The organism is Streptomyces hilarionis (assembly GCF_024539675.1).
Classification (GTDB): Bacteria; Actinomycetota; Actinomycetes; order Streptomycetales; family Streptomycetaceae; genus Streptomyces; species Streptomyces hilarionis.
The window spans coordinates 1-12,781 of the sequence record NZ_JAHHIT010000058.1; the positions used below are offsets into that span (position 1 = coordinate 1).

Sequence of the window (12,781 nt, forward strand, 5' to 3'; positions counted from 1 at the left end):
TCCGCGGGGGCGGGCTCCGGCGGGGGCGGGGAGGGCAGCCCGCGGATGAGCCCGGTCGCGGCCCTGCGCACGGCCGAGAAGTCGACCGACGGCGCCGACTCCGCGAAGGTCGAGTCCAGCACGACCATCGGCTCGCTGATGTCGATGACGGCCGACGGCGCCCTCGGCTGGGGCCACGGTCTCACCGGCGCCCTGACCATCACGTACACCGGCGGCACCGTCGCCGACACGATGCGCCAGCTGGGCAGCACGTCGATGCAGGCCCGCTATCTGCCCGACGCGTACTACGCGAGGATGGGAGACGCCTTCGCGCGGCAGACCGGCGGCAGGCACTGGATCAAGTACGCCTACGACGACCTGGAGCGCCTCGGCGGCAGCTCGGGCGCGTACCTGAAGGACCAGATGACCCACACCACCCCCAACCAGTCGGTCAAGCTGCTGCTGGCCTCGGGGGACGTGCGCCGGGTCGGCACGGAGAAGGTGCGGGGCCGCGACACCACGCACTACGCGGGGACGGTCGAGGTGGCCGACCTCGCCCGGCAGAACTCCAGCCTCAGCCGCGCTCAGCTCGACGACCTGAAGAAGACCCTGGAACAGGCCGGCGTGACCACCGAGACGGTCGACATCTGGGTCGACGACCAGGATCTTCTGGTCAAGAAGGTGGAGCGGGGCCAGACCGCGCAGGGCGGCTACACCCAGACCGCGTACTACAGCGACTACGGCGCGAAGGTCTCGGCGGCGGTTCCGCCGGCGGCCGACACCGCCGACTTCACGGAGCTGGTCCGGCAGCAGGGAGCGGGCGCCGGCTCGTAATTCACACGACCCCCACGGCCTGCCTGGGATACCTTCACGGTCTTGCTGTGAGGCGACCGTGTGTTCCCCGTCCGGGAGCTCAGGCGGTCCGGGTCGTGGGGGGAAAATCGCATGAGGTCGTCCGTGGGTGCCCTCGGGCTGTCCGCGCTGCTCATCACCGGATGCGGGGCGGTGGGCGGCTCCGACGGCGCGGGCGGCGGTGACACGGCCGCCGCGGCCGCCGTGGCCCGTGCCGCGCGGAAGGCGGAGGAGCCCGTCTCGCTGCGCTACCGGATGTCCGGCCGGACGCCGGAGGAAGGCCGCATCAAGGGCGAGGCGGCGATCGGCGTGAAGCCGCCCGCGATGAGCCTGAAGTCGACCGTGCTCAGCGGGGACGACCGCGGCACCGGGGAGTTCCGGCTGGTCGGCGGGGTGCTCTACGTGGGCGGCGACGAAGCCGGCCAGGGCGGCAAGCACTGGGTCAAGTTCGGCGCCCCGAGCCGTTCCGGTACCCCGAGCGGGCTCAAGGCCGACACGGGCGCGATGGCGGACCGGGTCCGAGACAACCCCTCCCACGAGAGCGGTTTCCTCGCGGCCGCCGACGACCTGAAGAAGGCGGGCGTCGAGACCGTCGGGGGCGTCAGCACCAGCCACTACACCGGCACCGCCACCGTCGACGCCATCCGCGCCTCGTACAAGGACGACGCGGCGGACGTGCGCCGGCGGACCGAGAAGAGCCTCGCCCAGTACGAGAAGCTGGGCGTCGACGAGCTCACCATGGACCTGTGGGTCGACGCCCAGGACCGTACGCGGCAGCTGCGCATGCAGGGCTTCGGGCGGCACGGCCAGCTCGACCTCACCCTCGCGTTCAGCGACTTCGGCAAGCCCGTGACCGTGAAGGCCCCTCCGGCCTCGGACACCCTCGACATGGCCGAGGAGCTGAGGAAGGCCCGCCGCTGAGGTGGTCCGTACGGGCGGATTTGCTTGACGGCGACCGGTTCACGTACTCTCCACGAGAAGCCAAAGACCGCTGGTCGTTGCCGTGCTCTCGCAAGAGGGGGCGGTGGCCGAAGGATCCGCTGCAATGCGGACGACCCGCGCAGGTGTCAGTGGATGTGCTCCCGAGAGAAATCCTCCCACGGAATTCTTGCGGTCGAGCTACGCCCCGTGCGCCTGCGCCGGGGCGTTTCGTCTGTCACAGCCCCTTCTGAGCGGTCCTCATCACCCGGAAGGAGGCCGACGCTCATGGCAAGGCCCGACAAGGCTGCCGCGGTGGCCGAGCTGACGGAGTCGTTCCGCAGCTCGAACGCCGCCGTGCTGACCGAGTACCGGGGTCTCACCGTGGCGCAGCTGAAGACGCTGCGTCGTTCGCTCGGTGAGAACGCCCAGTACGCCGTGGTGAAGAACACGCTGACCAAGATTGCGGCCAACGAGGCCGGGATCAACACGCTCGACGACCTTTTCAACGGTCCGACGGCGGTCGCCTTCATCACCGGTGACCCGGTGGAGTCGGCGAAGGGTCTTCGTGACTTCGCCAAGGACAACCCGAACCTCGTCATCAAGGGCGGTGTCCTTGACGGCAAGGCGCTGTCCGCCGACGAGATCAAGAAGCTTGCGGACCTCGAGTCCCGCGAGGTTCTGCTCAGCAAGCTGGCGGGTGCCTTCAAGGGCAAGCAGTCTCAGGCTGCTCAGCTCTTCCAGGCGCTTCCCTCGAAGCTCGTCCGCACCGTGGACGCTCTTCGCGCCAAGCAGGCCGAGCAGGGCGGTGCCGAGTAATTCGGCTCCCGAAATGACCGCCGCCTGAAGCAGTCAGCCTGAGGCAGTCCGCCGAGGCAGCGGTCGTTAGCGGGCCGAACGTACGCCCGCCAGACATGTACATACCGGCACCAGCCGAATTAGTGGAAGGAAAGCCGTCATGGCTCTCACCCAGGACGAACTGCTCGCCGAGTTCGAGGGCATGACCCTCATCCAGCTCTCCGAGTTCGTGAAGGCGTTCGAGGAGAAGTTCGACGTCACCGCCGCCGCCGCGGTCGCCGTCGCCGGCCCCGCCGTCCCCGGCGCCCCGGTCGAGGCCGCTGAGGAGCAGGACGAGTTCGACGTCATCCTCACCGGCGCCGGCGAGAAGAAGATCCAGGTCATCAAGGTCGTGCGCGAGCTGACCTCCCTGGGTCTGAAGGAGGCCAAGGACCTCGTGGACGGCGCTCCGAAGCCCGTTCTCGAGAAGGTCGCCAAGGAGGCCGCTGAGAAGGCCGCCGAGTCCCTCAAGGGCGCCGGCGCCTCGGTCGAGGTCAAGTAACACCCCGCGGTCGGCGACGACCGCGAGCGGAGGCTGAAACTGCCCCTGTGGGGGCTGTAACGCCCACGCACCGAAGAGCGATCATCCATCTGGGTGGTCGCTCTTCGTCGTTCCCGGGGGTGCGGCCACGGTTGCCTCGCACCCCTCTGAGCGGGGGGTATGGTGATCTTCGTCGTGTCTCCGAGCGCCCCCGTTCGCGCAGGGGGGCCTTGACGAACCGCACGCAGCGCGCAATTCTCAGGACGCGTCGTCACAAGGATCCGAATCCGAGGCATGGATCGGCGACGAAGAGGGCAGTATCACCGTGCGTTGAGGACCAGCAGACCGAGGGCGTTGAGAACTACGAGGGTCGCAGTTAACCCGCACTGGACATCAGTGTGCCAAGTGGCTACACTGACCCTTTGCGCTGCCTGTTAGCTGTCCCCTGCCCGTCACCAGGGGCATGCCCTCCCTTTTGCCCGGACGACCAGCCCTTCCCGACCTGGCCTTTTTGCCAGATTCGGAAAGCTGTCTCCGTGCACAGGCGGAGGGGCCGGTACGCGCGTAGTGAGTCCGAGCCCTCGGAAGGACCCCCTCTTGGCCGCCTCGCGCAACGCCTCGACCGCGAATACGAACAACGCCGCCAGCACCGCCCCGCTGCGCATCTCCTTTGCAAAGATCAAGGAGCCCCTCGAGGTTCCCAACCTGCTCGCGCTGCAGACCGAGAGCTTCGACTGGCTGCTCGGGAACACCGCCTGGCAGAGTCGGGTCGAGGCGGCTCTGGAGTCGGGTCAGGACGTCCCCACGAAGTCGGGTCTGGAGGAGATCTTCGAGGAGATCTCCCCGATCGAGGACTTCTCCGGGTCGATGTCGCTGACCTTCCGCGACCACCGTTTCGAGCCGCCGAAGAACAGCATCGACGAGTGCAAGGACCGTGACTTCACGTACGCGGCCCCGCTCTTCGTGACGGCCGAGTTCACCAACAACGAGACCGGCGAGATCAAGTCCCAGACGGTCTTCATGGGCGACTTCCCGCTCATGACGAACAAGGGCACCTTCGTCATCAACGGCACCGAGCGTGTCGTGGTGTCGCAGCTGGTCCGTTCGCCGGGTGTCTACTTCGACTCCTCCATCGACAAGACGTCCGACAAGGACATCTTCTCCGCCAAGATCATCCCCTCCCGGGGCGCCTGGCTGGAGATGGAGATCGACAAGCGCGACATGGTCGGTGTCCGCATCGACCGCAAGCGCAAGCAGTCCGTCACCGTGCTCCTGAAGGCTCTCGGCTGGACCACCGAGCAGATCCTCGAGGAGTTCGGCGAGTACGAGTCCATGCGCGCCACCCTGGAGAAGGACCACACCCAGGGCCAGGACGACGCGCTGCTGGACATCTACCGCAAGCTGCGTCCGGGCGAGCCCCCCACGCGTGAGGCCGCGCAGACGCTGCTCGAGAACCTCTACTTCAACCCCAAGCGCTACGACCTGGCCAAGGTCGGCCGCTACAAGGTCAACAAGAAGCTGGGTGCGGACGCTCCGCTCGACGCGGGCGTCCTGACCGTCGAGGACGTCATCTCGACGATCAAGTACCTGGTGAAGCTGCACGCCGGCGAGACCGAGACGGCCGCGGACAACGGCCAGACGATCGTCGTCGAGACCGACGACATCGACCACTTCGGCAACCGTCGTCTGCGCAGCGTCGGCGAGCTCATCCAGAACCAGGTCCGCACGGGTCTGGCGCGTATGGAGCGAGTCGTCCGCGAGCGGATGACGACCCAGGACGTCGAGGCGATCACGCCGCAGACCCTGATCAACATCCGGCCGGTCGTCGCCTCCATCAAGGAGTTCTTCGGCACCAGCCAGCTGTCGCAGTTCATGGACCAGAACAACCCGCTGTCGGGTCTCACCCACAAGCGCCGTCTGTCGGCGCTCGGTCCGGGTGGTCTCTCCCGTGAGCGGGCCGGCTTCGAGGTCCGTGACGTGCACCCCTCGCACTACGGCCGCATGTGCCCGATCGAGACGCCCGAAGGCCCGAACATCGGTCTGATCGGCTCGCTCGCCTCCTACGGCCGGGTCAACGCGTTCGGCTTCGTCGAGACGCCGTACCGCCGGGTCACCGACGGCATCGTCACCGACGAGGTCGACTACCTCACGGCCGACGAGGAGGACCGCTTCGTCATCGCGCAGGCCAACGCCACGCTCGACGACGACATGCGCTTCACCGAGAACCGCGTCCTGGTCCGCCGTCGTGGCGGCGAGGTCGACTACGTCCCCGGTGACGACGTGGACTACATGGACGTCTCGCCGCGCCAGATGGTGTCGGTCGCGACCGCCATGATCCCGTTCCTCGAGCACGACGACGCCAACCGTGCCCTCATGGGCGCGAACATGATGCGTCAGGCCGTGCCGCTCATCAAGAGCGAGTCCCCGCTCGTCGGCACCGGCATGGAGTACCGCTCCGCCGTCGACGCCGGCGACGTGGTCAAGGCCGAGAAGGACGGTGTGGTCCAGGAGGTCTCCGCGGACTACATCACCACGACCAACGACGACGGCACGTACATCACGTACCGCCTGGCCAAGTTCTCGCGCTCCAACCAGGGCACCTCGGTCAACCAGAAGGTCATCGTCAACGAGGGCGACCGGATCATCACCGGCCAGGTCCTCGCCGACGGCCCGGCCACCGAGAACGGCGAGATGGCGCTGGGCAAGAACCTGCTCGTGGCGTTCATGCCGTGGGAGGGTCACAACTACGAGGACGCGATCATCCTGTCGCAGCGCCTCGTGCAGGACGACGTCCTCTCCTCGATCCACATCGAGGAGCACGAGGTCGACGCCCGTGACACCAAGCTCGGCCCCGAGGAGATCACCCGGGACATCCCGAACGTCTCCGAGGAGGTCCTCGCCGACCTCGACGAGCGCGGCATCATCCGCATCGGCGCCGAGGTCGTCGCCGGCGACATCCTGGTCGGCAAGGTCACGCCCAAGGGCGAGACCGAGCTGACCCCGGAGGAGCGCCTGCTGCGCGCGATCTTCGGCGAGAAGGCCCGTGAGGTCCGTGACACCTCGCTGAAGGTGCCCCACGGCGAGATCGGCAAGGTCATCGGCGTCCGCGTCTTCGACCGTGAAGAGGGCGACGAGCTGCCGCCGGGCGTGAACCAGCTGGTTCGTGTCTACGTGGCGCAGAAGCGCAAGATCACGGACGGCGACAAGCTCGCCGGCCGCCACGGCAACAAGGGCGTCATCTCCAAGATCCTGCCCATCGAGGACATGCCGTTCCTCGAGGACGGGACCCCGGTCGACATCATCCTCAACCCGCTGGGCGTGCCGTCCCGAATGAACCCGGGACAGGTGCTGGAGATCCACCTCGGCTGGCTCGCCAGCCGCGGCTGGGACGTCTCCGGGCTCGGCGAGGACTGGGCGCAGCGCCTTCAGGTCATCGGAGCCGACCAGGTCGCCCCGGGCACCAACGTCGCCACCCCGGTGTTCGACGGCGCCCGTGAGGACGAGCTGGCCGGTCTGTTGCAGCACACCATCCCGAACCGCGACGGCGAGCGCATGGTGCAGCCGACCGGCAAGGCGAGGCTGTTCGACGGCCGCTCCGGCGAGCCGTTCCCGGACCCGATCTCCATCGGGTACATGTACATCCTGAAGCTGCACCACCTGGTCGACGACAAGCTGCACGCCCGCTCGACCGGTCCGTACTCGATGATCACCCAGCAGCCGCTGGGCGGTAAGGCGCAGTTCGGCGGTCAGCGCTTCGGTGAGATGGAGGTGTGGGCGCTGGAGGCATACGGCGCCGCGTACGCCCTCCAGGAGCTCCTGACCATCAAGTCCGACGACGTCACCGGCCGCGTGAAGGTCTACGAGGCCATCGTCAAGGGCGAGAACATCCCTGAGCCCGGCATCCCCGAGTCCTTCAAGGTGCTCATCAAGGAGATGCAGTCTCTCTGCCTGAACGTGGAGGTGCTGTCCAGCGACGGTATGTCCATCGAGATGCGTGACACCGACGAGGACGTCTTCCGCGCGGCGGAGGAGCTCGGCATCGACCTGTCCCGGCGCGAGCCGAGCAGCGTCGAAGAGGTCTGACGGGAGTCCGGTCCGGAGGTTCGGCGATGAAGATCACTGAACCTCCGGCCGGCCCCGGGACCCCCGTATCAGACCCCAAGACTTACAACCCTGAGAGGGATTGACGCATAGTGCTCGACGTCAACTTCTTCGACGAGCTCCGGATCGGTCTGGCTACCGCTGACGACATCCGTCAGTGGAGCCACGGCGAGGTCAAGAAGCCCGAGACCATCAACTACCGCACGCTCAAGCCCGAAAAGGACGGACTCTTCTGCGAGAAGATCTTCGGTCCGACCCGGGACTGGGAGTGCTACTGCGGCAAGTACAAGCGTGTCCGCTTCAAGGGCATCATCTGTGAGCGCTGCGGCGTCGAGGTGACCCGCGCCAAGGTGCGTCGTGAGCGGATGGGCCACATCGAACTGGCCGCTCCCGTCACCCACATCTGGTACTTCAAGGGCGTCCCGAGCCGTCTGGGCTACCTGCTCGACCTGGCTCCCAAGGACCTCGAGAAGGTCATCTACTTCGCGGCGTACATGATCACGTTCGTCGACGACGAGCGCCGCACGCGTGACCTGCCCTCGCTGGAGGCGCACGTCTCCGTCGAGCGTCAGCAGATCGAGAACCGTCGCGACTCCGACCTGGAGGCCCGCGCCAAGAAGCTCGAGACCGACCTGGCCGAGCTCGAGGCCGAGGGCGCCAAGGCCGACGTGCGCCGCAAGGTGCGCGAAGGCGCCGAGCGCGAGATGAAGCAGCTGCGCGACCGCGCGCAGCGCGAGATCGACCGTCTCGACGAGGTGTGGACCCGCTTCAAGAACCTCAAGGTCCAGGACCTGGAGGGCGACGAGCTCCTCTACCGCGAGCTGCGTGACCGCTTCGGCACGTACTTCGACGGTTCGATGGGCGCCGCGGCGCTGCAGAAGCGCCTGGAGTCCTTCGACCTCGACGAGGAGGCCGAGAAGCTCCGCGAGATCATCCGCACCGGCAAGGGCCAGAAGAAGACCCGTGCGCTCAAGCGCCTCAAGGTCGTCTCCGCGTTCCTGCAGACCAGCAACAGCCCCAAGGGCATGGTGCTCGACTGCGTGCCGGTCATCCCGCCGGACCTGCGTCCGATGGTGCAGCTGGACGGTGGCCGCTTCGCGACCTCCGACCTGAACGACCTGTACCGCCGTGTGATCAACCGCAACAACCGCCTGAAGCGGCTTCTCGACCTCGGCGCGCCCGAGATCATCGTGAACAACGAGAAGCGCATGCTCCAGGAGGCCGTCGACGCGCTCTTCGACAACGGCCGTCGTGGTCGCCCGGTCACGGGCCCCGGCAACCGTCCGCTGAAGTCGCTGTCCGACATGCTCAAGGGCAAGCAGGGCCGCTTCCGTCAGAACCTGCTCGGCAAGCGTGTGGACTACTCCGCGCGTTCCGTGATCGTCGTCGGTCCGCAGCTGAAGCTGCACCAGTGCGGTCTGCCGAAGGCGATGGCGCTGGAGCTGTTCAAGCCGTTCGTGATGAAGCGGCTCGTGGACCTCAACCACGCGCAGAACATCAAGAGCGCCAAGCGCATGGTCGAGCGCGGCCGCACGGTCGTGTACGACGTCCTCGAAGAGGTCATCGCCGAGCACCCGGTTCTGCTGAACCGTGCGCCCACCCTGCACCGCCTCGGCATCCAGGCCTTCGAGCCGCAGCTGGTCGAGGGCAAGGCCATCCAGATCCACCCGCTCGTCTGCACCGCGTTCAACGCGGACTTCGACGGTGACCAGATGGCCGTCCACCTGCCGCTCTCCGCGGAGGCGCAGGCCGAGGCCCGCATCCTGATGCTGTCCTCGAACAACATCCTCAAGCCCGCCGACGGCCGTCCGGTGACGATGCCGACCCAGGACATGGTCCTCGGTCTGTTCTTCCTCACCACCGACGGCGAGCTGCGTGACACCAAGGGCGAGGGCCGGTCCTTCGGCTCCACGGCCGAGGCGATCATGGCGTTCGACGCCGGTGAGCTGGCGTTGCAGTCGCCGATCGACATCCGCTTCCCGGTGGGCACCATCCCGCCGCGTGGCTGGACGCCGCCGGCCGTCGAGGAGGGCGAGCCGGAGTACCAGACCGGTGACACCTTCCGGCTGCGCACCACCCTGGGCCGCGCGCTCTTCAACGAGCTGCTGCCCGAGGACTACCCGTTCGTCGACTACTCGGTGGGCAAGAAGCAGCTCTCCGAGATCGTCAACGACCTGGCCGAGCGCTACCCCAAGGTCATCGTGGCGGCGACGCTCGACAACCTGAAGGCGGCCGGCTTCTACTGGGCGACCCGTTCCGGCGTCACCGTGGCCATCTCCGACGTCGTCGTTCCCGAGGCGAAGAAGGAGATCGTCCGCGGCTACGAGGCGCAGGACGAGAAGGTCCAGAAGCAGTACGAGCGCGGTCTGATCACCAAGGAAGAGCGCACGCAGGAGCTCATCGCGATCTGGACCAAGGCGACCAACGAGGTCGCCGAGGCGATGAACGCGAACTTCCCCAAGACCAACCCCATCTTCATGATGGTCGACTCGGGCGCCCGAGGAAACATGATGCAGATGCGGCAGATCGCGGGTATGCGCGGTCTGGTGTCGAACGCGAAGAACGAGACCATCCCGCGTCCGATCAAGGCCTCCTTCCGTGAGGGTCTGTCCGTGCTGGAGTACTTCATCTCCACGCACGGCGCCCGTAAGGGTCTGGCGGACACCGCCCTGCGTACCGCCGACTCGGGTTACCTGACCCGTCGTCTGGTGGACGTCTCGCAGGACGTGATCATCCGCGAGGAGGACTGCGGCACCGAGCGCGGTCTGAAGCTGAAGATCGCGATCCGCGGCGAGGACGGCGTCCTGCGCAAGACGGACGACGTCGAGACCAGCGTCTACGCCCGCATGCTCGCCGAGGACGTCGTCATCGACGGCAAGGTGATCGCGCCGGCCAACGTGGACCTCGGCGACGTGCTCATCGACCAGCTCGTGCGCCACGGCGTCGAGGAGGTCAAGACCCGCTCGATCCTGACCTGTGAGTCGCAGGTCGGCACGTGTGCCATGTGCTACGGCCGCTCGCTGGCCACCGGCAAGCTGGTCGACATCGGTGAGGCGGTCGGCATCATCGCCGCCCAGTCCATCGGTGAGCCCGGCACCCAGCTGACGATGCGTACCTTCCACACCGGTGGTGTGGCCGGTGACGACATCACCCAGGGTCTGCCGCGTGTCGTCGAGCTCTTCGAGGCCCGTACCCCGAAGGGTGTCGCCCCGATCTCCGAGGCCTCCGGCCGCGTGCGGATCGAGGAGACCGAGAAGACGAAGAAGATCGTCATCACGCCGGACGACGGCAGCGACGAGACGGCGTTCCCGATCTCGAAGCGCGCCCGTCTGCTGGTCAGCGAGGGCGAGCACGTCGAGGTGGGCCAGAAGCTCACCGTGGGCGCCACCAACCCGCACGACGTGCTGCGCATCCTGGGTCAGCGTGCCGTCCAGGTCCACCTGGTCGGCGAGGTCCAGAAGGTCTACAACTCGCAGGGCGTGTCGATCCACGACAAGCACATCGAGATCATCATCCGGCAGATGCTGCGCCGTGTGACGATCATCGAGTCCGGCGACGCCGAGCTGCTGCCCGGCGAGCTCGTCGAGCGCTCGAAGTTCGAGGTCGAGAACCGTCGTGTGGTGCAGGAGGGCGGTCACCCGGCCTCCGGTCGTCCGCAGCTCATGGGTATCACCAAGGCCTCGCTGGCCACGGAGTCCTGGCTGTCGGCGGCGTCCTTCCAGGAGACGACCAGGGTGCTGACGGACGCGGCGATCAACGCCAAGTCCGACTCCCTGATCGGCCTCAAGGAGAACGTCATCATCGGTAAGCTCATCCCGGCCGGTACGGGTCTGTCCCGCTACCGCAACATCCGGGTCGAGCCGACCGAGGAGGCCAAGGCCGCGATGTACTCGGCCGTCGGCTACGACGACATCGACTACTCGCCGTTCGGCACCGGCTCCGGCCAGGCCGTTCCGCTGGAGGACTACGACTACGGTCCGTACAACCAGTAGGGCGTAGGTCTGAACCACTGAAGGGCGGTCACCCCGTTGCGTACGGGGTGACCGCCCTTCGGCGTATCCGGGACAGCCCCTGGCCGGCGGCGTGCCGCGCTCCGGGGGCCACCGCGGCCCGGCCGACGGCCGGGCCGCGCGGAGGGCTCCCAGGCCGCCCCGACGCCGCGGAAGGGCGAGGCCGGGGCGCGGCCGGGCGCGGCCGCCGGGCGGGGTGCGGCTACGGAATGCCCAGCTCGAAGATCACGAAGTGGGCGTACCAGCCCGAGGCGACGGCCGCGGTGGCGAAGAACACCGTCAGGCTCGGCCACTTCAGGCGGCTCATCGCCGCCGCCGGCGCCAGCAGGAGGGGGAAGACCGGGAGCAGGTAGCGGCCCGTGTTGCCGAACATCTGCTGGGTCCCGAGGACGGCGACGACGCTGGCCAGGGTGTACGCGACCAGCACCAGCGGCGGCCTTCTGCGCAGCATCAGCGCGATCAGGAAGGGCAGCGCCAGGACCAGCTGGACGGCGAGCAGGTCGGGCACGGAGAACGCGAACAGGTAGTTGTTGTGCCCGATCGCCGTGTTGCCCAGCACGTCCAGGGTGTAGGCGCCGAAGTCGAAGTAGTGCGCCCAGCCCTCGCGCTGGAGGGTGAAGTACGCGGTGAGGTCGCCGGCCTCCAGGCCGACCCAGACCACGTACGTGAGCAGGCCCAGCGGCGCGGCGACCATGGCGTACACGGGTCCGGCGATCCCGTGCTCGCGTCTGCTCGCCGGCCGGGCGAGCGTGACGATCGCGGCGAGCCCGACCGCGCCGATCAGCGCGGCGGACGTCGGCCGGTTGAGGCCGGCCAGGAAGGCGAGCAGCCCCGCTGCGACCCAGTGCCGCTTCATCACGCAGTAGCAGCACCAGGCGGCGATGGCGACGAACACCGACTCCGAGTAGACCGCCCACTGCACGCCCGCGCCGGGCGCCAGCGCCCACAGGCCGGCCGCGATCGTGCCCGCCCGCGCGCCGGCCAGCGTCGAGATCACGGCGTACACGCCGGCGGCCGCGACGAAGGAGGCCAGGACCGAGACGGCGATCGCGGAACCGTACAGGCCGAGGCCGGTGATCTCCGAGACGCCGCGGACCAGGCCGGGGTAGAGGGGGAAGAACGCCACGGAGTTCTGCTTGACGGTGAACAGCCCGCCGGGAGCCAGCTTCACCAGCGGGCCGGGCTCGTATCCCTTCTCCGCGACCTGGAGGTACCACCAGCCGTCCCAGGTGGCGAGGACGTCCCACCAGTGCGCGCCGCCGCCGAAGCGCGGGTCCTTCTTCTGGTACTCGTCCGCCGCGACCAGGAGCCGGACGAACACCGTCAGTCCCACGAGCTTCGTCACACCGTAGAGGAGCAGTGGGGCGAGGTACGGTCGTACCCCGTCGGGCAGCGCGAGGCGGCGCTGCCGCCACGACGGCTCCGTCGGCCCGTCCGGCACGGCGGGATCCGTCGCCGTGTCGCTGGAAGCCGTGCTCATGGGTGGGGTCCCCCCTCGTCCGATCGCCGGACGGCCAGGGGCGGCGCCGTGTCCGGATGATCATGACGTTTGGTCATAAGAGTGCGGTCATAAGATCGCAACAGAGTCGCACATGTGCGCCAC

Annotated in this window: 7 protein-coding genes; 6 read left to right on the forward strand and 1 reads right to left on the reverse strand. The window is 67.8% G+C overall.

Features of this window, described 5'->3' with window-relative positions:
• From KMS84_RS15055 to KMS84_RS15080, 6 genes are all read left to right on the forward strand, one after another.
• Positions 1-813, forward strand: an 813-nt coding sequence (locus tag KMS84_RS15055; RefSeq protein WP_256916729.1) for an SCO4651 family lipoprotein, incomplete at its 5' end; no start/stop codon positions are given.
• 111 nt (positions 814-924) lie between these two features.
• A complete protein-coding gene (locus KMS84_RS15060; RefSeq protein WP_256916730.1) occupies positions 925-1,752 on the forward strand; it encodes an SCO4651 family lipoprotein in 828 nt (275 codons plus the stop codon).
• Positions 1,753-2,037: 285 nt separating this feature from the next.
• Complete coding sequence (gene rplJ / locus KMS84_RS15065) at positions 2,038-2,568, forward strand: 50S ribosomal protein L10 (protein WP_079660430.1); 531 nt, start codon at positions 2,038-2,040, stop codon at positions 2,566-2,568.
• Between the two features lie 139 nt (positions 2,569-2,707).
• A complete protein-coding gene (rplL, locus tag KMS84_RS15070) occupies positions 2,708-3,088 on the forward strand; it encodes a 50S ribosomal protein L7/L12 (RefSeq protein ID WP_256916731.1) in 381 nt (126 codons plus the stop codon).
• Between the two features lie 576 nt (positions 3,089-3,664).
• Positions 3,665-7,150 carry a DNA-directed RNA polymerase subunit beta gene (rpoB, locus tag KMS84_RS15075; protein ID WP_256916732.1) on the forward strand — a complete coding sequence of 1,162 codons (3,486 nt, stop codon included), beginning with the start codon at positions 3,665-3,667 and terminating at the stop codon, positions 7,148-7,150.
• Between the two features lie 110 nt (positions 7,151-7,260).
• A complete protein-coding gene (locus KMS84_RS15080) occupies positions 7,261-11,160 on the forward strand; it encodes a DNA-directed RNA polymerase subunit beta' (RefSeq protein ID WP_256916733.1) in 3,900 nt (1,299 codons plus the stop codon).
• Positions 11,161-11,380: 220 nt separating this feature from the next.
• On the opposite strand, the gene KMS84_RS15085 is transcribed toward KMS84_RS15080, so the two are convergent.
• Complete coding sequence (locus KMS84_RS15085; protein ID WP_256916734.1) at positions 11,381-12,658, reverse strand: putative hexosyltransferase; 1,278 nt, start codon at positions 12,656-12,658, stop codon at positions 11,381-11,383.
• Between the last annotated feature and the right edge of the window lie 123 nt (positions 12,659-12,781).